We start from the raw sequence: 25,508 nt of genomic DNA on the forward strand, positions 1-25,508 counted from the left end.
AAATTTGCAGCCTAAAAAAGGCGACTTCTTAAAAGACCTTATTTGAATTGTAGAGTCGTGAAATTTGAAGATTATATTAGAAAAAAGAGGTTTTTTCACAGCCTGACGTTCTCGCGCTACAAGCAGTTTGGGATTAAGGAAGCCAAATCTTCGGATAAACACAAATTTATCTGATACAAGACCAACTTTAAATTAGGCCAAATACCCAAATTGCTTGTAGCGTGTGTTAGCCGTTCGGTTTTATTATCCTCTTAATATATGTTTTTTTTCAGCTTCAAACTCCTCTTTTGTTAATGTTCCATCATCGTGTAATTCCTTTAATTCTTTTAGTTTATCAGAAACACTTTTTTTATCGTTATTTACAATAATAGTTTCCTTCTTATCGTTAGAAACTGCCCAAATTATTGCTACAATCCAACCGATAACTGTCCAGCCTAAAAGTAAATTTAAAAGAAATATTGAACCAAAATTTCTATGGCTATAACCAATAATACTTGGTAAAAAATATAATGCTAATATTAAAATAATTCCTATAAATTCCATAATTTAATTTTTGTTTAAAATTTTACTGATTTATTACTAATCTCCTTTTTTATATTCTTGAATATCTTGGGAAGCATCACTAAAAGTTGTAATTATTTTTAGATTTTCGTTATTTTCTTCAAAACTTATTTTTTCATCATATTTTGAATTTCTCCATCTTCTGTCAATACTAGCCCAAAGAATTACATTACCGTCAAATTTAACTTTATATTCAAACTTTTGCTTATCAGATTTTCTAATATAAGAAACGAAATACAAATCTTTATTTTTGGTTGCTTTGACTATTTTTGTTGGTTGTCCCATTACAGAAGCCATTGTATATCTTGCAACATCTTCATAAGTGAAATTTTTTAAAATGTTTTCTTCAACTTTAACAGTTTCCACTTCATTTTTTGTTTCTTGAATTTGTTCTTGTACAATTTCATTATTTTGTTCACTTTGTTTACAATTTGTAAACATAAGTACAATTAAAAAAGTAATAATTACTTTCATTTTTATTTAGTTTTAGTTGTTTTTTTTACGTTCTGCCGTAAACTGACGGCTAACTTGTATATACGTCTGACAAAATCAGACCTATCACCCCAATATTGGGTGGCTTTGTCTGACAAGAGTCAGTTTTATTTATTTTCAAATGTAGTATATTTATTTTATAAATCATCAAACGGACTTTTTATTTGTTGCAAACTTTTCGTACTTACGTGGGTATAAATTTCGGTAGTTTTACTACTATTATGACCTAATAATTCTTTTTATGTAGCTCAAATTAGTTCTGCTTTTTAAGTATGTGCTTTATATTGATGTCCAAACAGCGTTATAGTTTTAATACGTGTTATCTCGAAAAAAATATCCGTCTCAAATAGCCCCGATAGCAGCGGAAATCCTTTGCGCTGGCGGCAGCCAAAAGCAAAGATTGCAGCACATAGCGGGAGTGCATGCCTGCTGAAAAATGGCTGATCTGCTCCAAAAAAAACCTGCAAGTCCCGATACTTCGGGGTCGCTTGCAGGTTTACTCTAATAATCTAACGATCTAAAAATATAATATTTATTTAATCAGCTCGAAACTTCTTTTTACAAATGCGGTTAAAGCTTCGCCTTTTAGCAAGTTTTGAGAAAGTTTAGCCAAGTCAAGTGCTTGTTTTACCAAACTTTCCTGAGCATCTTTATCTTTGTTATTCAGGATGCTTGTTGCCAATTCAGAGTTGGTATTCACCACTAAATTGTACATTTCGGGCATGTTGCCCATTCCGAACATTCCGCCACCGCCGGACTGGCTCATTTCTTTCATACGGCGCATGAATTCTGGTTGCGTGATGATGAATGGCGCCGAGTTGCTGTCTAGTGCTTCTAGTTGTACACTGTAGGTTTGTTTTGGTACAATGGTTTCAAGAACCGTTTTTAAGTTGGTTTGTTCCTCCTCAGATAATTTAGAAATCGTTGTTTCCTCTTTCTTGATCAAATTATCGATATGATCTGAATCGACACGTACAAAAGTCAGGTTGCTGTTATCGCCTTCTATTTTTTGAATTAAGTGCGAAATAATAGGAGAGTCTAGCAATAATACTTCGTACCCTTTTTCTTTTGCGATTTCGATATACGAGTGCTGTGATTCTTTATTTCCAGCGTATAACACGACTAACTTGCCATCTTTATCAGTTTGATTGGCAGCAAGATTTTCTTTTAATTCTTCTAAAGTAAAATATTTATCGTCTACTGTTGGGTATAAAACAAAAGCACCTGCTTTCTCGTAGAATTTATCCTCAGATAGCATTCCGTACTCTAAAACGATTTTGATATCGTTCCATTTTTGCTCAAAATCTTCACGACTTTCAGTGAATAATGATTTTAATTTATCGGCAACTTTACGGGTGATGTAGTTCGATATTTTTTTAACGGCAGCATCTGCTTGCAAGCCTGAACGCGATACGTTTAATGGAATATCTGGAGAATCGACCACGCCTTTCAGCATCATCAAGAACTCAGGAACAATTCCTTCTACGTTATCCGTTACGTACACTTGGTTTTGGTACAACTGAATTTTATCTTTCTGAATTTGTAAATCAGATCCTAATTTTGGGAAGTACAAAATACCAGTTAAGTTGAACGGATAATCTACATTTAGGTGTATGTGAAACAACGGCTCCTCAAATTGCATAGGGTACAACTCATGGTAGAATTTTTTGTAATCTTCTGGAGTTAAATCCGTTGGTTGCTTGGTCCAAGCTGGATTTGGGTTGTTGATGATGTTGTCCACTTCTACTTCTGTAAAGGTTTTTTCTACATCTTCAGCAGCAACTTCTTCGCCCTTTTTTTGTTCAATTTTTTCAGTTTTGGTTCCAAATTTAATTGGAATAGGCATGAACTTGTTGTACTTATTCAGTAAGCCTTTGATTTTTGAATCTTCTAAAAACTCAAGCGAATCTTCGGCAATGTGCAAAATGATCTCCGTACCACGAGTGGTTTTATCGGCTGGTTCTAGCGTGAATTCTGGGCTTCCATCACAAGTCCAGTGTGCTGCTGGTTCGTCTTTATATGATTTAGTAAAGATTTCAACTTTTTCAGCTACCATAAAAGCAGAATAGAAACCAAGACCGAAATGACCAATAATTCCAGAATCTTTAGCAGAATCTTTGTATTTGTCTAAAAATTCCTCAGCTCCAGAAAAAGCCACTTGGTTGATGTATTTTTCAACTTCATCTGCTGTCATACCGAGACCTTGGTCAATGATATGAATTTTTTTACCTTCTTTATCGACTTTAATTTCGATAATTGGATTTCCGTACTCTACTTTGGCTTCGCCAATGCTGGTAAGGTGCTTTAACTTTAAAGTGGCATCAGTACCATTCGAAATCAATTCTCTCAAGAAAATTTCGTGATCACTGTATAAAAATTTCTTGATTAAGGGAAAGATGTTTTCAACCGAAACATTAATTTTACCTGTTGTCATATTTTGTGTTTTAAGTTTATTTTAATGCTATTAAGTCTTCAAATAGAATACCAATTGTAATGGAAGTGACAAATTGTCGTAAGTGTAAATTATGATACAATTTGATAAAATTCTGATACAATTAGATTGGGTTCCTTCGTACATTTGTGTAAGTATTAATTCATTAAAATTTAAGAAAATGAGAAAAATAATTTTACTTTGCACATTAGCAGTATTGGTTTTTGCATGTAAGTCAAAATCAGTTACGGGTACAAATACAAATAATAAAGTTCAAGTAGCAATGAAAGGGAACTGGACGATTAGCTCTGTAACCTATCCGGGATCTCAATACATTAAAGTAAATTCTTTTGACCTTGCAGATTCGCAGTGTTTTGTAGGTAGTAACTGGAAATTAGTTTCAAATAACAACAAAGGGAATATGTCATTGTCAAGCGCAGACTGTACTTCATTTAGTTCACCAATTACGTGGTTTGTAAATAAGCAAGGTCAGTTTGTTTTAAAAGTACTTAATGCTGGTGAAAAAGCAAGAAAAGTTAGAGACGGATATGTCTTAAATGTAGCTAATCAAACAGAGACTTCATTCCAATTACTTGACAAAGGGATAGTGGAAGGAAAAACAATCGATGTGGTATACCAATTTCAAAAAGCAAACTAATTAAATAATATTTAGATATGAAAAAGATTTCAATAGTTGCAATGGCAACAATAATGGTTATAGGATCAATATTCACAAGTTGTGAAGCAGTAAAAAATACAAATAAAACGCAAAGAGGAGCAGGAATAGGTGCTGTTGCAGGAGCTGTATTAGGAGGAGTTCTTGGGAACAATCTTGGTAAAGGTGGTAAAGGGGCAGTTGGTGCTGTTTTAGGTGGTGTTATTGGTGGCGTTGCCGGTGGAGTTATTGGTAATAAAATGGACAAGCAAGCTAGAGAAATTGATGCCGTACTTCCAGGAGCTGAGGTGGTGCGTGTAGGAGAAGGAATTAAATTAGTATTAAATGAAAATGCAGTACGTTTTAATACCAATAAATCTTCTTTGACTGCTGCTGCAAAAGCAAATTTAGATAAATTAGTTCCTGTTTTTAAGGAATATCCAGATACAGATATCACTATTTATGGGTATACAGATAGTACTGGTCCAGCAGATTATAACTTGAAACTTTCAGGAGAAAGAGCGGCTTCAGTAAAAAACTATTTGAACAGTAAAGGAGTTGCTTCTAGCAGATTTCAAGTAACTGGTTTAGGAATTGCTGACCCAATTGCTTCTAATGAAACAGTTGAAGGTAGAACAATGAACCGTCGTGTGGAATTTGCAATTACTGCAAACGAAAAAATGAAAAAAGATGCTGAAGCTGAAGTGAAAAACTAAGCAAAAAGTACTTTAAAAACAAGGGCTGTTTCGTTAAGAAGCAGCCTTTTTTTGTGCCTAAATTTGAATAAACATTGTAAATTTGCAGCTTTAAACACAGATGATGCTAGAGATTAAAGACATAACGTTTGCTTATACTGATAAGCCTGTTATTGAAAATATAAGTTGTACAATAGAGAGCGGTCAAAACATTGCACTAATAGGGGAGAGTGGCTGCGGAAAAAGCACCTTGCTCAAGCTTATTTATGGATTATATGATTTGGATAGTGGTGCCATAACGTACAATGAAAAACCCATTTTAGGACCAAAATACAACCTAATCCCTGGGGTAGATTACATCAAGTACTTAGCTCAAGATTTTGATTTAATGCCGTACACAACTGTAGAGGAAAATGTGGGGAAGTTTTTATCGAATTCATTTTTACCCATCAAGAAACTGAGAATTCAAGAGCTGTTAGAAATGGTTGAAATGACAGAGTATGCTAAGGTTAAAGCAAAAGACCTGAGCGGCGGACAACAGCAAAGAGTAGCTTTGGCTAAAGTTCTTGCGTTGGAGCCAGAAATTTTGTTGTTGGATGAGCCCTTTAGTCACATTGATAATTTTAGAAAAAATGCGTTACGACGCAATTTGTTTGCCTACTTGAAGAAAAAAGGAATTACTTGTATTATCGCCACCCATGACAGTACCGATGCCTTGTCTTTTTCGGATGAAACCATTGTGATTCAAAACGGAAAAATTGTTGCCAAAGGTGATTCGAAAACCATTTATGAAAATCCTTTCAATAAATATGTTGCCTCTCTATTTGGAGAGGTCAATGAGTTGAAATTGTCGCAATTAATAGATTTAGAAGACGATGAAGATGAAGCGCTTTTGTTGCGTCCGCATCAATTGCGAGTGGTAGATAACGCCATTATGAAAGCAGTAGTAAAGCAATGTTATTTTAAAGGAAGTCATTATTTAGTCAAAGCCGCTTTTGAAAGAAGAGCCATTTTCTTTGACCATGACACGGAATTAGAACTCAACCAAGAAGTGTTTTTGATGTTATCCTGAGAAGAAGTGTTCAGTTAATAGTATTTAGTCATTACTAGTTCTATTAGCTTTAAAAGAAAAAATCTTTTTTCTTTACAGCAGTTTTAAATAATAGAAAAACCCCAAAATCAGTATGATTTTGGGGTTTTGTGCTACGTTATCCACTGAACACTGAACACTTATTCCTAAGTTAATTCTTCAAATATTTTTCTAAGAACTGATCTTGTTCCCAAAGCAAGTGTAAAATATTTTCTTTGGTTACATAACCGTGCGCTTCTTTTGGCAGAATTACCATTCGTGCAGGAGCACCTAAACCTTTTAGTGCTTGAAAATAACGTTCTGTTTGCAAGGTAAAAGTGCCAGGATTATTATCAGCTTCACCGTGCACTAAAAGCATTGGCGTTTTCATTTTGTCCGCATTCATAAATGGCGACATGGTATTGTACACTTCAGGAGTTTCCCAGTAATTACGTTGTTCGCTTTGAAAACCAAAAGGAGTCAACGTTCTATTGTAGGCACCACTTCGAGCGATTCCGCATGCAAAAAGGTTAGAATGTGTCAATAAATTAGCCGTCATAAACGCACCATACGAGTGACCACCAACCGCTACTTTATTTCTGTTGATGTATCCCAGAGCATCTACTGCATTTATTGCCGCTTCTGCATTATCAACTAATTGCGTTATAAAATTATCGTTTGGTTCTGTTGTTCCTTCGCCAATAATAGGAAAAGCAGCGTCATCCAGTACAACATAGCCTTTGGTTACCCAATACACAAAAGAACCATAATTAGGAAACGTGAATTCATTTGGGTTTTGCGTACTCTGTCCTGCAGAATTCTTGTCTTTGTATTCTGCTGGGTAAGCCCATATCAACAAAGGCATTTTTTCTTTTTTGGCCTTATCGTATCCAACAGGTAAATATAAAGTTCCAGATAATTCTACACCATCTTTACGTTTGTATTTAATGACTTCTTTGTTCACATTTTTGATGCTTTCAAACGGATTTTTGAATGTGGTTATCGGAGTTAATTTGTTTTTTTGGAAAATGTTTCTCAAGTAATAATTCGGATATTCGTTCTTAGATTGAATTTGTACCAAAACAGTTCCTTTCTTGAAGTCCTCAATCTCTATTACATCTTCTTTTTTATCAGTATATGTCGAAGTGTATAAGCGTTTTGCTTGTGCTGTTTTTAAATTGAATTCGCTTATAAAGGGGAATTGTCCATTTTTTGTAAATCCTTGTCCAATTAAATAGGCGTTGTTATTTTCGATCGCTAAAACATAGCGGTTGTATTGGTTTTTTCTAGTTTCAAAATTTCCAGGATCGGAATACACATCTTGGGAGTTTCTGTCGAAAATAACTTTTGGAGCTTGACTCGGATTTGATGGGTTTATCAAATACGTTTTTGTATTTCGAGTGTCATACCATTCATCTGATACGATAGCAGTATTGTCATTTCCCCAAATGATGCCCGAGTAGCGTTGTGGTGTTTTTACCAATGTAGTTGCTGCGGCATCAAACGGTGCGTTCCAAAGAAAAACTTCGTCTCTAAAATTTACTTTAGTTGCAGGATCTCCGCCGTCTAAAGCTTCGGCATAGACTAAAGTCGCTGGTTTATCTGCTCTCCAGCTCATGTTTCTTTTGCCTTTTCGAACTGCCATAAAACCTTTTGGGATAATTTCAGTTAGTGGTACTTCATTGACTACTTTGATTTCCTGTCCGTTTTTATCACAAATCACCGATTTTGAAGGAAATCGACTCAAAGGAACGATATAGGAGAATGGTTTTTTAATGGTGGTCAACATAATGTAATTGCCATCAGGCGAGAAGCTTTCTCCTGCATACATATCTGCTTTTTTGAATAAAGTTGCAGAACCATCTAGCGTTACTTTATACAATTCAGAGCTCATGATATTCTCAAAGTTAACCTCGTCGTTCTTGTTTTTCAACATGTCAGGGTAGGTTCTGTTTTGAGATTTGGCACCATCAGCATTCGAGATAATCGGTCCAGTTGGTAAATCTTTTTTTGCATCCAATAAAGCCGCTCTGTTTTTAGGAAGCATTTTTACTAAAATAGTGGCATTGTCGTTCAACCAACTAAACGGATTTCCGATATTGGCATTGACCATAGCTTCTGTCAATTTTTTGGCTTTCGCCGAAGCCACTTCAATCACCCAAAGTTCAACACCAGTTGCAGTCGTGTGCGAAAAGGATATTTTAGTATCATCTGGCGACCAAGCAATGTTGCTGATGCGAGGGTTTTCTGGCAATCCAGCTACTTGCATCTCGTTACTATCTTTTATTTTGCGGAGCTTTAAGTTGTTCACGTAGGTTACAGCGCTAGAAATATTGGTGATTGGGTTGATACGCAATCCACCCAAACGCAATTCATCTTGATTCAAATCGTCGAGTGACTTATAGGTATTTCTGTAGGTCAACAACATATATTCTTTTTTGGTATCCATCGATACCGAAGGCGCTCTTTCATAATCTGCCAGTTCTAGTATAGACGCAGAAGGTTTTTGGTAAGAAAGGTTTTCTTGCGCAAAACTGGTTAGGCTCAGTCCAAGAAGGAAAAACAATGAGATCTTCAATTTCATAATTTGAATGATTTTAAATTAGCATTAAGGTTTGGTATAAGGTTACTAAAATAGAGCAACTTAGTTACATTTGAAAACATTTACTTCTTTTTAACTTTTAAGTGGTTTTCTAGTTGTTAGAACAGAATTGTTTTTTAACGGACAAGTAGTTTATTCTTTCATTTCTAACAAGTTTAAAATATTGCAAAACCTTAAAAAATTGTAAATTGCTAAAAAAGTGGTAATTTAGCGCCTCTTATTTTGGAGTATGTTTTAAATTTGCAATCTGATTTTAATAAAATAACAATAGTATGTACCATTCAAAAATAGCGGGATTGGGTTATTATGTTCCCGAAAACGTAGTGACAAATGAGGATTTGTCAAAAATTATAGATACCAATGATGAATGGATTCAAGAGCGTACCGGGATTCAAGAACGACGTCACATTATAAAAGGGGAAGATACCACTACCTCCATGGGAGTGAAAGCTGCTGAAATTGCTATTGAGCGCGCTGGAATTGCAAAAGACGATATTGATTTTGTTGTTTTTGCTACCCTTAGCCCTGATTATTATTTTCCAGGTCCAGGAGTTTTAGTACAACGCGATTTAGGATTAAAAACAGTTGGTGCGTTAGATGTAAGAAATCAATGTTCTGGATTTATCTACGCAATCTCGGTGGCTGATCAATATATTAAAACGGGTATGTATAAAAACATATTGGTTATTGGATCTGAAGTACACTCCACAGGATTAGACATGACTACCCGCGGACGTGGTGTTTCAGTGATTTTTGGTGATGGTGCAGGAGCTGCTATTTTGAGTAGAGAAGAAGATCTGACCAAAGGAATTTTATCGACACATTTACATTCTGAAGGACAACATGCCGAGGAATTAATTGTAAAAGCACCGGGAATGGGAGGCCGTTGGATTACAGATATTTTGGCAGACAATGATCCAGATGATGAAAGTTATTTCCCGTACATGAACGGACAGTTCGTATTCAAAAACGCAGTCGTTCGTTTTAGTGAAGTAATCAATGAAGGTTTGCAAGCTAATAATTTACAGGTATCTGATATTGATATGTTGATTCCGCATCAAGCGAACTTACGTATTTCACAGTTTATCCAAAAGAAATTCAATTTGACAGACGATCAAGTATACAATAACATTCAAAAATACGGAAATACTACTGCAGCTTCTATTCCAATTGCATTGACAGAAGCATGGGAGCAAGGAAAAATAAAATCAGGAGATACGGTTGTTTTGGCTGCATTTGGTAGTGGTTTTACTTGGGGAAGTGCCATAATAAAATGGTAAGTACTCTATATTAAAAAAATAGTTTAAAATCGAAAAACCCCGAAGTTGGCAAACTCCGGGGTTTTCTTTTGGTAATTAACTACTATAACAAATTCAATAATTTATTTTTAAAACAATCCGCCACCACCTTTATTGGTGTCGTTATCTCTTTGTTTGCGTTGCAGACTTTTGCTTTTCCCCGCTCCAAACATATAATTAAAACCTAAGTAAACAGATTGACTTTCCCATGTAAATTGTCCTCGAAGCGGATACGGATTTGCACCATCAAAACCAGCTTTCATGGTGTTAAATACATCGTTGAAACGAAGACTTACTGTAGCTTTATCATTTAAAAATGAATAACGTCCTCCAGCATCTATTTTATACATTTCTTTTCCGTTAAATTGTATGCCGTCAACACCAGATCTGTAAAAACCAAATAATAAGAAACGCAGGTTTTTTGTTGCTTTAAAATTACTATTTAAACGGGCGTTGAAGGCTTCTGCATTTACCTCTTTACGCACTAAATCAAAAGAGTTGGTACTAGTATTTTGTACAGAAATTAATCCTTTTTGTTTGATACTAGAAAAATCTATTGCAGGTTGAATGTCCCACCATTTTGTAATTTTATAATTAGAAGATATTTCAAAACCAAATGAAGTATTGGTATCAAAATTGTCAAAACTCAAAATTTGGTTTTCTGTATTTTGAGGATCAGGATAAATGATTCTGTTGATTTCATTGTTTATTGATCGTACAAAAACGCCTGTGGTAATGGTACCTTTTTTGATGGTTTTAGTATAATTTAATTCTAATGAATTCGTAAATTGAGGCTCCAATTCGGGATTTCCAACAGAAGTTACCCTTGGAGTACTAAACTCACGTATCGGTTTAGTTTGTTCCAGTCCTGGCCTGTCAACACGACGACTGTAGCTCATTTGAAATTGATTTTTTTCATTTGGAGAAAAAGTCATAGAGGCAGATGGATATACAGTAATGTAATCATCCTTGAAAGCAGTTGCACCATTCAGTTTGGCGCGTACATTGTAGCTTTCAAAACGACCGCCAAGCTGATATCCTATTTTTTCAAATTTTTGTCCAAAAGTAACATAAGCAGAATGAATGTCTAAGTCATACGTATAAAGAGAGTTGGATAAAGAGCTATTGTCACTTTTGTAATCGTTATCCGTACGAATGATTCTGCTTTCTGCGCCAAGCTCTAATTTTGATTTTTCATTCAATGGATTTACATAATCTAAATTAATGGTTGAGTTTTGTCTTTTGTCAATAAGATCATCTGTATAGCTACTGTTTGTCAAGTTAGAATCATTAAAGAGTGTTTGGAAGTAACCCTTTTGTTTTTCAGAATAAATACTGTGATTCAATTCTAAATCTAGCGTTTCGCCTTCTTTTTAGTCAAATGTTTGAATGCTAAATTGTACGTTCCGTCATTGTTGTCGGATATGTAATTAGATTTTTGAACGATATTGTCATTAGCATCTGGATTCATAATGTTCACATCTACATGGTTATCACCGTTCACTTTGTTTTGATTGGTATAAACAGAGAGCGTATTTTTATCATTGATATAATAATCTATTCCAAATTTTAACAAGTGTGATTTGTCGTTATTTCGGATGTCAAATAGTTGTTTAGAATCGTCATCTAATCTTGTAATAAGGCCTTCATTGAACTTTTTTCCAAAATTATTACCATAGGTAGAAAAAAAGTTGACTTTCCCAGTACGGTAGTTCATATTGGTTGAATTACTAATTTTAGGAGTTCTTGCAAATGTTAAACCAGTATTGATACTTGCATTAAATCCATCGGTAGCGTTTTTATGTAAGACAATATTAATAATTCCTGACATTCCTTCTGGATTGTATTTGGCACTTGGATTGGTAATTAATTCTATTTTTTTGATAGATGCCGATGGAATTTGCTTTAACAATTGCGAAGCCTCAATGTTGCTAGGACGGCCATCAATTAGAACTCGTACATTCTCATTACCACGCAACGATAATTTTCCGTCTTGATCGACGTTTACAGAGGGGATATTGTTCATGATTTCTGAGGCAGTTGCGCCAGCAGAAATTAGATCTTTTCCAACATTGATCACTTTACGATCAATTTTTTGTTCGATGGAAGATTTTTCGCTTACAATTTCAACTCCTTTAAGTTGAATGGCATCCTCTTCGAGTGCAATAGTATTCAAGTTGAGGTTGCTGTTTTCGGTTAGTTTAGCGTTCTGTAAAATTGTTTTGTATCCAATAAATTGAATTTCAATAGTATAATCTTTTACGGCTAAATTTTTTATTTGAAAAGTACCTTTGTCAGATGTGATGCCACCAGTTACCACTTTGCTGTTTTCCTTTATTACAATATTGACATATGGTAAGGGCTCATTTGTTTTTTTGTCGATTATTTTTCCAGATATCATTCCAGAATTCTCGAGGATTACCGGTTTGACCGAAGTTTGTGCCTGCATCGAAAACAACGTTCCGATAAAGCAGATTAAAATTAATTTTAATTTCATGATTGATTTGATTTAAATGATTGATGGTGCAAATATATTGTTTTATATGATACTATGCTAAACATAATACCTTTTTTAATACTGTTTAACATATTTTAACAAATACCCAGTGATGAATTGGTACGTAATAGACTGTTGAGGCAGGAAATTGTTACAGCAATTATTAAATAATTTGTAAAAACCTTTCTTGGTGTGGTATAATTACTTCATTTACAGGTGTAAATTATCTCAATTTCCAATTTTCCAAATTCCTGCAATATGACTATCTTTGCAATCTTAAAATAAAAACACAAAATGACATTACAACAAATGCTGAAACCCGCAATTGAAAAAGCAATACACGTTTTATTTGACGTAACTATTGATAAAATAGAGTTTCAAACTACGCGTAAAGAATTTGAAGGCGATATCACAATGGTTATTTTTCCGTTGTTGAAAGTTGTAAAAAGCAACCCAGTAGAATTAGGAACTAAAATAGGGAACTATCTAGTTGAAAACGTTGCGACGGTAAGTCGTTTTAATGTAGTTTCTGGCTTTTTGAATATTGTTATTTCTGATGTATATTATTTGGATTACTTTAAAACGATAAAAGACGATACTGCTTTTGGTTTTGTGACGCCTTCGGTAAATGACAAAGCAGTTATGGTCGAATATTCTTCTCCAAATACTAATAAACCGTTGCATCTTGGGCACGTTCGTAATAATCTTTTAGGATATTCTGTGGCTGAAATCATCAAAGCTTCAGGAAAAAAGGTATATAAAACGCAAATCATTAACGATCGAGGAATTCATATTTGCAAATCGATGTTGGCTTGGCAGAAGTTTGGAAAAGAGCAAACTCCCGAATCTTCAGGATTAAAAGGAGATAAACTGGTTGGGAATTATTACGTAGTTTTTGATAAAGCTTATAAAGAAGAAATAGCGCAATTAATGAGCGCGGGTAAAACCGAAGAAGAAGCTAAAAAACAAGCTCCGATTATTCTGGAAGCCCAAGATATGCTACTAAAATGGGAATCTGGTGATGAATCGGTACTATCGCTTTGGAAAACCATGAATCAATGGGTGTATGATGGTTTTGCTACCACGTATAAAAATTTAGGTGTCGATTTTGATGCATTCTATTATGAAAGTAATACGTATTTGCTCGGAAAAGATGTGGTGAAAATAGGTTTGGATAAAGGCGTTTTCGAGAAAGACCCAGACGGATCGGTTTGGATTGATTTGACTGATGAAGGTTTGGATCGTAAAATTGTATTGCGCTCCGATGGTACTGCAGTGTATATGACGCAGGATATTGGAACGGCCATACAACGTGTAAAGGATTATCCGGATGTGGGCGGAATGGTGTATACGGTTGGGAATGAACAGGATTACCATTTTAAAGTCTTGTTTTTAATCTTGAAAAAATTAGGGTTTGATTGGTCTAAAAACTTATTTCACTTATCCTACGGTATGGTAGATTTGCCATCAGGTAAAATGAAAAGTCGTGAGGGAACCGTTGTTGATGCCGACGATTTGATGCAAGAAATGACAGATACTGCACAAAAAATTTCCGAAGATTTAGGAAAATTAGACTCTTATTCTCCAGAGGAAAAATCAAAATTATACAGTACAATTGGTCTAGGAGCTTTAAAATACTACATTCTGAAAGTAGACCCAAAAAAACGAATCCTATTTAATCCCGAAGAGTCAGTTGATTTTGCCGGAAATACGGGACCGTTTATACAATATACATACGCCAGAATTCAATCTATTATCCGTAAAGCAAATTTTGATTATTCAAATGCAGTAGATGTAAAAGTGCTTCATGAAAAGGAAAAAGAATTGGTCAAGCAATTGGAATTATTTCCTGAGGTAATTCAGAATGCAGCGCAACATTACAGTCCGGCTTTATTGGCTAATTTCACCTATGAATTAGTTCGAGAATACAATTCTTTCTACCAAGCAGTTCCAATTTTAGGCGAAGAGGATTTAGAGAAAAAGATTTTCAGAGTTCAATTGTCTAAAAAAGTGGCAGATACGATTGCGGCATCATTTAAGTTACTAGGTATTGAAGTACCAGAAAGAATGTAAAAAGAGATATAAAACGACTTCAAAATGAGGTCGTTTTTTTGTTAAAATAAAACTGAAAATGCACTTTCAATATTCGAATTATCTAATTGCCTAATTTCTTAATTAGTTTATCTTTGCATTTCAAAATAAATCAATACTATGTTCGATAATTTAAGCGATAAACTAGATAAAGCCTTTCATATACTTAAAGGTCACGGAAAAATTACTGAGGTAAATGTAGCAGAAACCTTGAAGGAAGTACGTCGTGCTTTGCTTGACGCCGATGTTAATTTTAAAATTGCCAAAGATTTTACCACCAAAGTAAAAGAAAAAGCGATCGGTCAGGATGTATTGACTACGCTTCAACCAGGACAATTATTGGTAAAGTTAGTAAAAGATGAATTGACAGAATTGATGGGTGGTGATGTAGCCGGAATTAATCTTTCTGGAAATCCATCGGTTATCTTAATGTCTGGTTTGCAAGGTTCAGGAAAAACGACTTTTTCTGGAAAATTGGCTAATTATCTTTTGACAAAAAAGAACAAAAAACCACTATTAGTAGCGTGTGATATATACCGTCCTGCTGCTATTCAGCAATTATATGTAGTAGGAGATTCTATAGGTGTTGAGGTGTATTCAGAGCCAGAAAATAAAAACCCAGTTGAAATTGCTCAAAACGCAATCAAACATGCCAAGGCAAATGGATTTAATGTTGTCATCGTGGATACTGCAGGTCGTTTGGCCGTAGATGAGGAAATGATGAACGAGATTGAACGCGTTCATAAAGCGATTCAGCCAAATGAAACCTTGTTTGTTGTAGATGCAATGACAGGTCAAGATGCGGTAAATACAGCAAAAGCTTTTAATGATAGACTAAATTTTGATGGGGTAATCTTAACAAAATTAGATGGTGATACTCGTGGTGGAGCTGCACTTTCGATAAAAACCATTGTCAATAAGCCGATCAAGTTTGTAGGTACTGGCGAAAAAATGGATGCAATTGATGTGTTCTATCCTATTCGTATGGCCGAAAGAATACTAGGAATGGGAGATGTTGTGTCTTTAGTAGAAAGGGCACAAGAACAATTTGATGAAGAAGAAGCCAGAAAAATCCAAAAGAAAATTGCTAAAAATGAGTTTGGCTTTGATGATTTTCTTTCTCAAATTCAGCAAGTAAAGAAAATGGGTAACATGAAAGACTTGGTAGGAATGATACCTGGTGCTTCAAAGGCAATGAAAGATGTCGAGATTGAAGACGATGCCTTCAAACACATTGAAGCTATTATCCATTCCATGACGCCAATAGAAAGAAGTAAGCCCGCTTTGATTGATGTCAAAAGAAAGGCAAGAATTGCAAAAGGTTCTGGAACCAAAATTGAGCAAGTAAATCAGTTGATGAAACAGTTTGATCAGATGAGCAAGATGATGAAAATGATGCAAGGGCCAGGAGGAAAAAACCTCATGAAAATGATGGGCGGAATGAAAGGCGGAATGCCAAACGGAATGCCAGGAATGAAATAAATAAGAGTCAAAAACCGAAAGTCTTAAAGTCGTAATGATTTTAAGACTTTCGGCTTTAATATATTAAACAAACAACAATGCAACTACTAGACGGAAAAAAAACAGCAGAAGACATCAAGAGCGAAATTGCTGTTGAGGTCCAAAAAATGAAAGACAAAGGCGAGAAAGTTCCCCATTTAGCAGCGCTTATAGTAGGGAATGATGGTGCCAGTTTAACTTATGTGGGAAGTAAAGTGAAAGCCTGCGAAAGAGTAGGTTTTGAATCTACACTAGTCAAAATGCCAAGTACTACGACTGAAATCGAATTGCTAAAAAAGATTAAGGAACTGAATGAAAATGATGAAATTGACGGTTTTATTGTACAATTGCCACTTCCAGAACAAATTGATGAGCAAAAAGTATTGATGGCCGTTGATCCTAGTAAAGATGTCGATGGATTTCACCCGGAGAACTTCGGAAAAATGGCATTAGACATGACTACCTTTATTCCTGCGACACCTTTCGGAATTTTAGAATTACTAGAGCGTTATGGCGTGGAAACCAAAGGAAAGCATACCGTAGTTATTGGACGCAGCCATATTGTGGGTCGTCCAATGAGCATTTTGATGGGTAGAAAAGGCTTTCCAGGGAATTCGACTGTTACCCTTACACACAGCTACACTAAAAATATTGAAGAAATTACGGTTCAGGCAGATATTATTATTACCGCTTTGGGTGTTCCTAACTATTTAAAGGCAAATATGGTAAAAGAGGGCGTTGTAGTGATTGACGTTGGTATTACACGGGTTCCCGATGAAACGAATGCAAAAGGGTATGTGATTACGGGTGATGTCGATTTTGATCAGGTTAGTGAAAAAGCATCCTTTATAACGCCAGTTCCAGGTGGAGTAGGGCCTATGACGATTGCGATGTTGTTGAAAAATACCTTACTAGCAAGAGAGATGAAAAGAAATAAATAAAATAAATTGTTTGAAAAGTAAGCCTTAAATTATATTTGAGGCTTTTTTTTGTCTTAAGAAGAACTTAAATAAAAGAATTAATGCTTTGTATCTTATTTTAAAGAATACTTTTGCAACACTTAAAGAAATTGATAATGGACGATTATTATTCGGAAATGTTAAACTAATATAGCACTTGAACAGTTTTCAAGAGGCTATACCTAAACCTATAGAATTTTGAAATGAGGGCTTTTTACAAAAACAATAACGGATTATTTGCCATTCCTGAATGGACTGCAAACTGCTGGATTAATATAGAATGTCCTACCGAAGCAGAAAAAAAATATTTACTAGAAGAATTACAAATTCCAGAAGCATTTTATAACGATATCGAAGACATTGACGAAAGACCAAGGATAGAAATTGAAAATGGTTGGACGTTGATTATTATGCGAATTCCGGTGAAAAGCAACGATGTAAAATTGCCCTTTCATACCATTCCTGTTGGGGTTGTGTTTAAAGGTGAAGTTTGCATTACCATCAGTTTTCATCAAACAGAAATGCTTACAGATTTTGTGATTTATACCAATCGGAAAAACATAAATATCAAAGATAATTTTGATTTAGTATTAAAACTACTATTGTCATCGAGTGTTTGGTTTTTGAAATACCTAAAGCAAGTCAATCAAAAAATAAAATTGGCCGAGGATAATCTTGAAAAATCGATCAAGAACGAGGAACTACAAGCGTTGCTTCAAATTGAGAAATGCTTGGTATTTTTTATGACTTCATTGAAAGGGAATGATATTTTATTGCACCGAATCAAGAATATAAAATCCCAAAAAGAACATTTTGATTTGGATTTGCTGGAAGATGTAGAAATTGAATTGCGTCAAGCGCAGGAAACAACTAATATCTACAGCGACATACTAACGGGAACAATGGATGCGTATGCTTCTGTGATTTCGAATAATATGAATACGATTATGAAGCAAATGACTTCGATTTCGATTATTCTGATGATTCCAACCTTGATTGCTAGTTTATACGGAATGAATGTACCTAATGCTTTAGAGAACAATAGATACGGGATCTGGATTGTAATTGCCGTTTCTATTATGCTCTCGTGCTTTGGAGTATTTTTGTTCAAAAAGAAAAAATGGTTTTGAGAAATATTGTTTAAATAATTTTATTTTTCTTCTTCCTTTTCTTGGATTATTCATTTAAATTATTAGCTTTGTAATTCAAAGTACTTTTATTATGATCCAAAATAGTCACGAAGATTTAGTTCACATTCGTTCCATGATGGAGCGTTCATCAAGGTTTATTTCCCTTAGCGGATTGTCAGGTGTTTTCGCAGGAATCTTTGCACTACTTGGTGCGGGTTATGCTGCTTTTTTGTTTGAGTCAAATGAGATGTCGTATTTTGATGGATTGGAGAAAGTGTACAGTGATGATTTGATTGACAAACTAATTGTAGTTGGGATTGTAATTTTAGTTCTTGCGCTTCTTTCTGGATTTCTATTCACTTTTAAAAAGAGTAAAAAAAATAATTTACCAATCTGGACATCCACCACAAAAGTGATGCTTTTGCACTTAGCAATTCCTTTAGTAGTTGGTGGCGTCTTTTGCTTTGCCTTACTATTTCATGGTCTTTTTGTCTTATTAGCGCCATCTACTTTACTTTTTTACGGATTAGCGTTGGTCAATGCAGGTAAGTATACCTACTCAGATATTCAGTATTTAGGCTACTTTCAATTATTTCTTGGCAGTGTTTCTTTATTTTTTCTAGGATATGGATTGGTTTTTTGGACCCTTGGTTTTGGAATTCTACACATAGTTTACGGAACGATTATGTTTAAAAAATACAGATAATCATGGGTATTATCGATAAATTAAATAAAGATTTCGAAAGTCGAATCCGATTAGGATTAATGTCTGTATTGATGGTGAACGATTGGATAGACTTTACAGAAATGAAAGCGTTATTAAATACTACTGATGGAAACCTCGCAAGCCACTCTTCTTCATTAGAAAAGTCTGGATACATAGAAGTAAAAAAGGAATTCGTAGGTAAAAAACCAAAAACCTCATATCGAGTTACCAATATGGGTAGAGCTGCTTTTGTTTCACACTTAAATAGTCTTGAAAAATTATTCAAATCAAAATAATCCTTTTTTTTTAACTTTTTACTTTGAAATACAAAGTACTTTAAATATATAAACAAAAAAAACAATGAAAATTAAAACTAAAATTAATGATTTTACCAAAAAAATTGGTGTGAAAGCGAGTATAGTAGTTACTTTGTTGAGTCTTATACTGCTCATAAGTTCACTGGTAGGAAGCGAATTTGATTATGAAAAACTCGAAGTCTTATGTTTTTTTAACATTATAATTGAATTCCTTTTTGGTGTACTAGTTACATTTAATGCCCTAAAAAACAAAGAAAAATACCAACATCTTATACCTTTTTTATTTCTAAATTGGTTTATTGGTTGCTTCTCCACTAATGTTTTTATTAATATTTTTGAAAACTTACCAATTTGGGTTTTTGTAGTTACTTTCTTGTTTTGCTTATCAAATTTTGCAATTTACAGCAATTTCAAACATAAGTATTTAAATACAGCGCTTTATTTTACAAACGGAATTTCATATTTACTGATTTTATATTATGCCATTTATCTTATTCCTTTTGCGCCAATTTCTTGTGTTGGTATTTTGGCTTTGGGACTTGGTTTTTATGGACTTGTACCTATGATTGTACTTATTATTCATACAGTAATTTTGATTCAGAACTTTATAGAAAACAGAAAAAATGGATTTGCTTTTGGAATCGGAATCGGAATAGTTTGTATTGGTTTTGCAATTTTTACAGTAGAATTAAATAGGGAAAGTCAAAAGATTTCAAAAAATACCATTACCAATTCTTTTGAGAAAGTAAATACAGATTTACCTCAATACATTACCATTTCACAGAATCTAAAACCTAATTTTTTTAACGAAATTCTCCTCAAAAAGGATATAGTTTATATTGCTTCTGATAATTTCTTTCAGTTTAGAGGTTTTGATTCTTTTGGAAATAACAAACAATATAATGAGAGAAAAACACATGATCCGATTATAAATCTTGCCTTTTTATTTACGTCAAGACTAGATTTAACTGCAGATGACAGAATAAATATTTTAAAATCTAATTTTAATAAACGATTGGAGACCGAAGAACAACTGTGGGATGGCAAAGATTTGTTTACAAAAAACATTAAAGAAGACGTGAAAATTTATGCAAATGATCGTTTGGCATATACCGAAATTACTATGAATATCGCCTGTGCAGAAAAAAGTTGGGGTGATAAAGAGGCTATATATTCGTTTCAACTTCCCGAAGGGGCAGTAGCCACTTCCTTGTCATTATGGGTAAATGGAATCGAAAGAAAAGGAGTTTTGACTACCAAGGAAAAAGCAAAAAAAGCTTATAATCAAATTGTAGGAGTTGAATATCGAGACCCTTCATTGATGCAATGGAGAGAAGGGAATAAAGTAGTGGTTCGTGTTTTTCCAATACGACATGATTTGCCCCGAACTTTTAAATGTGGCTTTACAACACCGTTAAAAGTAGAGAACAACACTTTAAAGTACATAAGTTTGGACATTAAAGGACCTAATACAAATGGGGCCAAAACCATTTCAAGAATTCAGATGGCAGGTAACGAAAAGTTTGTAACTAGTAAAAGGTTTGAATAGGAAAAAGGTTTTTATACAAACGAATCAACAGGTTTAGATGCATGGGAAGCCGAATTACCAATGACTAATAAAGTATTTTCAACTGCTTTTGTTTGGAAAAATAAAGCCTATAAAATCAAAGAAATTCAAAAACAAAAGATAGCTTTCAATCCAAGTGAAATTATTTTGGATTTGAACAGCAGCTGGACAACAAGTGAAATCAAAAAAATAGTAAATCATTCTAATAGCAACTATTTTGTGTGGAATAACAATCAAAAACAAGCGATAAATAGTGCCAATTATGAAACAGTTTTTGCCCAATTCGAAGAGTTGACTTATTCGTTATTACCATTTTATGATCTAAATAAAAATAGTTTAGTTATCACTAAATGTGGCACTATTTCTGCCAATTTTGAGGAATTAGAAACCTCTGATTATTTGAAAAAATTAAAAGCAAATACTTACCTAAAAAAAATAAAAGTAATTAATATATCAGAAAACTTGAATCCATTTTGGCAAACCGTAAAAGAGCAAAAAATAGTTTCTTATTTAAAAATTGATTTGAATAATTGTTTGAAATTAATAAAAGAAAATCAATTTATAGAATTCAAAACAATAAAAAATACCATTAATGTTGAACCTGCAAATATTTCTATTCAGGAAACGGAAATAGATTCAAAAATTCAAAATAATGGATCTAATCATATTTATAGAATGTATGCTTTTGGCAAAGTTTTACAAGAACAAGTAACTATACAAAACGACTCTTTGAAGGAAAACCAATTTGTAGATTTAGTGAAAGAGGCCAATATAGTTACTCCAATTTCATCCTTGATTGTTCTAGAAACTGATGAAGATTACAAGAAAAATGGTATCGAAAAAAATGTAAATACGCTTGGAAATGCTTCAATAAATAATGATGGAGCAGTTCCAGAACCACACGAATGGTTATTGATTATTATTGGGCTAACCACACTTTTCTTTTATTACAGAAAACAAAAAATGTTGAACTAATGTATAATTTGTTAACTGAATATAAAATAGGAATATGGATTTTTGCAATTTGCTCTCTCTTTGTAATAAATTATAATGTTCTCTTTTTTGGTTTGGACAATGATTTTTTTGGAATCGTTTTTTCTGCTTTGTTATTTGTTTTTGGAAGCAGAAAAACGAATTTCAAAATTAATTATTTGTTAATGGCATTGATTTTTGTTTTAGAGTTTGTAAGTTACAGATTGCATACAAAATCATTACATTTCTTATCCTTGATTCTCTTTTTATGTTTGATTTTTTACAGTTTTACGGGTAAATTTTCCTTTGTGGCTTTTATTTGTCTTTTATTATTTTCAACAATTTTCAATAAATTTTTCGAACATCTTACTTCTGAAATTAAACAAGGATTGTGTTATGTAGTTTTTGTAACTTTAAAAAACTTTATGACTGTGGATAGGATAGAAGGAGTTAATTTTTATATCAACAATGCCAAAATTACAATTGATACCGCTTGTATGGGATTGTCAATGTTTAAAACGGGTTTATTAACTGGAGCAATTTTATTAACATTAGAAGAAAAAAAGCAAAAAAAATATTTTGGAATTATTCCGATTGTTACTTTTTGTTTTGTTGTGATTGTATTGAATGTGTTTTCTAATTATTTCAGAATTGTGACTTTGATTATTTTAGATTGTACACAAGAAAATACATTACATCATTTGGTTGGGTTACTGTGTTTTGGGATATATCAAGTGGTTCCAATGGTGTTGATTATCAATTATTTTAAACCTAAAATAAATGAAATTGAAGTCGCCAATTTTCAATCTAAAAGAATCCCAATTATACTGACTTCTGTAATGCTATTTATAACTAGTCTGGAAGTTAAAAACCCAAAAAATGATAATTTAGTGACGAACCTGAATCCAGAATACAATATTAAAAATGGTATTTGGGTAAATGATGAAGTATTTAAAATAGCTACACCAAATAAACTCATTTATATCAAAACACCATCCCATAAACCGCTGATTTGCTGGACTGGAAATGGCTACACAATTATGGAATCCAAAGAGATTTTAGTAAAAAATGAAAAAATATGGTTCAATAAAATGGAAAAAAATGATATTCAATACCAATCCTTATGGTGGTATGAATGCGGTGGGAAAAAATACACCTCATTTCTAGAAGTAATGTGTATGAAATTGATCTATAACCAGCCGATTCGATTGATAAATGAAACGAGTAGATTGTTATAATTTTTTTGGAGTAAAAATAGAAGTTGTCTCAAATATATTTTTTAAGACAGTAGCTTTGCCTTTTAATAATCTCCCTTTTTCTTAAAACGAGGATCGTCTCTTTTTATAAATTCAGTTCTTTTTCTAGTAACTTCAATTTTTTCAGGCTTTGGTAAACTGGCTTCCTCGGTTTTGCTTGATGGTTCAATGAGTTCATTTAGTTCTTTGATCTCGGAATCAGTCAAATCACGGAATCTGCCAGCAGGAATATCTAGCGATATATTGATAATTCGGATGCGCTTCAAAGCAATAACGTCATAACCCAAATACTCACACATTCTGCGAATTTGACGGTTTAAACCTTGTGTTAAAATGATTTTGAATGTGGTCGAGCTTATTTTTTCTACCTTACATTTTCGAGTGACCGTGTCTAAAATAGGAACGCCATTACTCATTTTTTCGATAAAACGATCGGTAATCAATTTGTTGACCGTTACCGTATATTCTTTTTCGTGATTGTTTCTAGCACGAAGAATTTTGTTGACAATATCGCCGTCATTTGTCATAAAAATCAACCCTTCAGATGCTTTGTCTAAACGACCAATAGGGAAAATTCGGGTTGGATAGTTAATATAATCTACAATATTACCACGAACCTCTAAGTTGGTAGTACATTCAATTCCCACAGGTTTATTGAAAGCTAAATAAATAGATTGCTCTCTTTTTTCTCGAATCAGTTTTCCGTCAATACGCACTTCGTCATGTGGAGAAACTTTCGTGCCTAATTCTGGAACAACACCATTGATGGTAACTCGACCTTCTTCAATGATTTTATCAGCTTCGCGTCGAGAGCAATATCCCGTTTCTCCTATGAATTTATTGAGGCGTTTTAGATTATCTTCCATGATGCAAAAGTAATCATTTTGATAATTAGATACTATTTAAAGTTGATTTGAAAAGTATTGTTTCAAAGAAGCTCAAAAATTTAACGCAGCTAAAGTGATTTTTTTTTGAAAGTAATCATAAAAAACTTCGTGCTGCTTTGTGTTTCCTTTGTGAATTTTTGCGAAATAGTTTTTTTAAAATTAGTCAAATAAAAATCGGTATACTTTTTTATATAATTCATCATCGTGCATGCTGTGCCCTAAACCTTTAGTTTCAATAAAAATTGCATTTCTCCAAGCGGCCGCTATTTTTTTTCCTTCTTCAAATAATACTACAGCATCGTCAACATCATGAGCGATTAGTCCTTTTATATTTATTTCGGATGCAAATAGTTTACCTGAAAAATGTTCTAGCTGGAAGTTGAAATGGTGCAAGTAATGTGCCTCTAAGGATTTTGTAATTTTAGCATTCAAGCTTAATAAGGCAATATAATTGTTCAATATAATTTTGAAATCGCTAGGTGAACCTAAAATCACCATTTTTTTCAGGGCATCACTTTGATAAACCGATTGGTAATACAAACACGTTTTTCCACCAAGTGAATGGCCTATTAAATACTGAGGTTTGAATTTTTCGACAGCAATATGAATGAATTCTGCATATTTAGGAATGCTAAATTCTTTTCCGCTAGACAATCCATGTGCAGGACCGTCAATGGCAATTATAGTACTTCCAGATTTTTTTAAATATGGTAGTAAATTTTCCCAGCGAGATGCATTACTTTCCCAACCATGAACCAAAAGAATTACGGTATCATTTCCTTGCCATGAATAAGTTTGAAAGGAATGTTCTTTGTGTTGAAAGGTCTCGGATTTTGCTTCTTGTAGAATTTTAGGAAGCCCGGTTTGAGATAATTTACCTTCTCGAGGTTCACTAAAAAAAGCGTACGCTAATTGCGAAGCTTTTTTAGGAAATACAAAACTCAAGATGTTAATGTATAATCCAATGGATTTAGTGAGTATGAAATATATTATTTTTTTCATAAAAAAAAGTCCCGATGTGTATCGGGACTCAAATGAATTTAGAATTTTGAAAACAATTGTTCCATTTTCTCTTTTTCTTCTTCAGCCAATACGCTGTCTACTAATATTCTTCCGGAATGTTCATCCGTAATAATTTTTTTTCTAGAAGCAATTTCAACTTGTGTCTGTGGAGGAATCGTAAAGAACGATCCTGCAGATGCACCTCTCTCAATAGAAACTACAGCTAAACCATTGCGAACACTTGTTCTAATTCTCGTGTAAGCAGCTAATAATCTTGCTTCGATTAAGTTTTGGTATTCAATTGATTTCTCAGATAGGAAAGCCTCTTCTTTAGCAGTTTCTGCCATGATTGCATCCAATTCTGATTTTTTATGCTTTAAGTGATTTGATTTTGCTTCTAATCTTTCTTTAGAATTTGCAATTACTTCTTTCTTATGTTCGATAGAAGCTTTCATTTCTTTAATTTGCTTCTCAGATAATTGAATTTCTAATTCTTGAAATTCAACCTCTTTTGTCAACGAATTAAATTCTCTGTTGTTACGAACTGTTTCTTGTTGTTTCGTATATTTTTTGATAGCCTCTTTGTGCTCATCAATTGCATTCTTTTTTACTTTGATAAGATCTTCAACAACTTCAAGTTCACTTTTCAATTTTTCTGAACGTGTGCTTAAACCCGCCACTTCATCTTCTAAATCTTCTACTTCTAAAGGAAGTTCTCCTCTTACGTTTCTGATTTCGTCAATTCTAGAGTCAATTAGCTGTAAATCATAAATTGCTCTTAACTTGTCTTCAACACTTAATTCTTTCGTATTCGCCATATT

At 33.6% G+C, this 25,508-nt stretch carries 20 protein-coding genes and 1 pseudogene; 12 read left to right on the forward strand and 9 right to left on the reverse strand.

The genetic code is table 11. The features are described 5' to 3' along the window. Positions 1–243: 243 nt before the first annotated feature. The 3 genes from ACNQGB_RS10195 to htpG form a co-directional block, all read right to left on the reverse strand. Positions 244–543 (reverse strand): superinfection immunity protein, encoded by a 300-nt coding sequence (locus tag ACNQGB_RS10195; RefSeq protein WP_417945731.1) that lies wholly within the window; start codon positions 541–543, stop codon positions 244–246. Between the two features lie 36 nt (positions 544–579). Continuing rightward, the gene (locus tag ACNQGB_RS10200) at positions 580–1,035 is read right to left on the reverse strand and encodes a hypothetical protein (RefSeq protein ID WP_417945730.1); all 456 of its coding nucleotides are present in this window, start codon (positions 1,033–1,035) and stop codon (positions 580–582) included. A gap of 550 nt (positions 1,036–1,585) precedes the next feature. Beyond that, positions 1,586–3,487 carry a molecular chaperone HtpG gene (htpG, locus tag ACNQGB_RS10205; protein ID WP_417945728.1) on the reverse strand — a complete coding sequence of 634 codons (1,902 nt, stop codon included), beginning with the start codon at positions 3,485–3,487 and terminating at the stop codon, positions 1,586–1,588. 178 nt (positions 3,488–3,665) lie between these two features. Here htpG and ACNQGB_RS10210 point away from each other — a divergent pair, with 178 nt between their 5' ends. The 3 genes from ACNQGB_RS10210 (at position 3,666) to ACNQGB_RS10220 (ending at position 5,906) form a co-directional block, all read left to right on the forward strand. Beyond that, a complete protein-coding gene (locus ACNQGB_RS10210; protein ID WP_417945726.1) occupies positions 3,666–4,142 on the forward strand; it encodes a hypothetical protein in 477 nt (158 codons plus the stop codon). Between the two features lie 17 nt (positions 4,143–4,159). Continuing rightward, on the forward strand, positions 4,160–4,855 hold the full coding sequence (locus tag ACNQGB_RS10215; RefSeq protein ID WP_417945724.1) for a YiaD family glycine zipper/OmpA-like lipoprotein: 696 nt from the start codon (positions 4,160–4,162) through the stop codon (positions 4,853–4,855). A gap of 103 nt (positions 4,856–4,958) precedes the next feature. Beyond that, positions 4,959–5,906 (forward strand): ABC transporter ATP-binding protein, encoded by a 948-nt coding sequence (locus ACNQGB_RS10220; RefSeq protein ID WP_417945733.1) that lies wholly within the window; start codon positions 4,959–4,961, stop codon positions 5,904–5,906. A gap of 169 nt (positions 5,907–6,075) precedes the next feature. Here ACNQGB_RS10220 and ACNQGB_RS10225 read toward each other — a convergent pair whose 3' ends face one another. Continuing rightward, positions 6,076–8,487, reverse strand: a complete 2,412-nt coding sequence (locus tag ACNQGB_RS10225; protein ID WP_417945723.1) for an alpha/beta hydrolase family protein — start codon at positions 8,485–8,487, stop codon at positions 6,076–6,078. A 290-nt stretch (positions 8,488–8,777) separates the two neighbouring features. Here ACNQGB_RS10225 and ACNQGB_RS10230 point away from each other — a divergent pair, with 290 nt between their 5' ends. After that, positions 8,778–9,785, forward strand: a complete 1,008-nt coding sequence (locus ACNQGB_RS10230; protein ID WP_417945722.1) for a 3-oxoacyl-ACP synthase III family protein — start codon at positions 8,778–8,780, stop codon at positions 9,783–9,785. Positions 9,786–9,892: 107 nt separating this feature from the next. Here the strand turns inward: ACNQGB_RS10230 and ACNQGB_RS10235 are convergent, their stop codons facing one another. After that, positions 9,893–11,149, reverse strand: coding sequence for an outer membrane beta-barrel family protein (locus ACNQGB_RS10235; RefSeq protein WP_417945721.1), 1,257 nt, complete (start codon positions 11,147–11,149; stop codon positions 9,893–9,895). 8 nt (positions 11,150–11,157) lie between these two features. Continuing rightward, positions 11,158–12,300 (reverse strand): TonB-dependent receptor, encoded by a 1,143-nt coding sequence (locus ACNQGB_RS10240; RefSeq protein WP_417945720.1) that lies wholly within the window; start codon positions 12,298–12,300, stop codon positions 11,158–11,160. 294 nt (positions 12,301–12,594) lie between these two features. Here ACNQGB_RS10240 and argS point away from each other — a divergent pair, with 294 nt between their 5' ends. The 8 genes and pseudogenes from argS (at position 12,595) to xrtN (ending at position 22,780) form a co-directional block, all read left to right on the forward strand. Continuing rightward, entirely contained in the window at positions 12,595–14,373 is a 1,779-nt protein-coding gene (gene argS / locus ACNQGB_RS10245; RefSeq protein ID WP_417945719.1) for an arginine--tRNA ligase, read from the forward strand. Positions 14,374–14,511: 138 nt separating this feature from the next. After that, a complete protein-coding gene (ffh, locus tag ACNQGB_RS10250; RefSeq protein WP_309756915.1) occupies positions 14,512–15,873 on the forward strand; it encodes a signal recognition particle protein in 1,362 nt (453 codons plus the stop codon). Positions 15,874–15,950: 77 nt separating this feature from the next. After that, entirely contained in the window at positions 15,951–16,832 is an 882-nt protein-coding gene (locus ACNQGB_RS10255; RefSeq protein ID WP_417945716.1) for a bifunctional 5,10-methylenetetrahydrofolate dehydrogenase/5,10-methenyltetrahydrofolate cyclohydrolase, read from the forward strand. Positions 16,833–17,053: 221 nt separating this feature from the next. After that, complete coding sequence (locus ACNQGB_RS10260) at positions 17,054–17,980, forward strand: magnesium transporter CorA family protein (protein ID WP_417945714.1); 927 nt, start codon at positions 17,054–17,056, stop codon at positions 17,978–17,980. A 91-nt stretch (positions 17,981–18,071) separates the two neighbouring features. Beyond that, positions 18,072–18,686, forward strand: coding sequence for a hypothetical protein (locus tag ACNQGB_RS10265; protein WP_417945712.1), 615 nt, complete (start codon positions 18,072–18,074; stop codon positions 18,684–18,686). A 2-nt stretch (positions 18,687–18,688) separates the two neighbouring features. After that, positions 18,689–18,982, forward strand: coding sequence for a winged helix-turn-helix domain-containing protein (locus ACNQGB_RS10270; RefSeq protein WP_417945710.1), 294 nt, complete (start codon positions 18,689–18,691; stop codon positions 18,980–18,982). 64 nt (positions 18,983–19,046) lie between these two features. Further along, positions 19,047–21,545, forward strand: a pseudogene (locus ACNQGB_RS10275) (XrtN system VIT domain-containing protein). Then, positions 21,545–22,780: an exosortase N gene (gene xrtN / locus ACNQGB_RS10280; protein WP_417945708.1), complete on the forward strand. Its 1,236-nt coding sequence runs from the start codon at positions 21,545–21,547 to the stop codon at positions 22,778–22,780. Before ACNQGB_RS10275 ends, xrtN begins: the two are co-directional and overlap by 1 nt. Positions 22,781–22,842: 62 nt before the next feature. On the opposite strand, the gene rluF is transcribed toward xrtN, so the two are convergent. From rluF to ACNQGB_RS10295, 3 genes are all read right to left on the reverse strand, one after another. Next, positions 22,843–23,664 (reverse strand): 23S rRNA pseudouridine(2604) synthase RluF, encoded by an 822-nt coding sequence (gene rluF, locus ACNQGB_RS10285; RefSeq protein ID WP_417945706.1) that lies wholly within the window; start codon positions 23,662–23,664, stop codon positions 22,843–22,845. A 180-nt stretch (positions 23,665–23,844) separates the two neighbouring features. After that, positions 23,845–24,687, reverse strand: a complete 843-nt coding sequence (locus ACNQGB_RS10290) for an alpha/beta fold hydrolase (RefSeq protein WP_417945704.1) — start codon at positions 24,685–24,687, stop codon at positions 23,845–23,847. A 38-nt stretch (positions 24,688–24,725) separates the two neighbouring features. Then, complete coding sequence (locus ACNQGB_RS10295; RefSeq protein ID WP_309758218.1) at positions 24,726–25,505, reverse strand: zinc ribbon domain-containing protein; 780 nt, start codon at positions 25,503–25,505, stop codon at positions 24,726–24,728. Positions 25,506–25,508 lie beyond the last annotated feature (3 nt).

The organism is Flavobacterium frigidum, from assembly GCF_048286795.2.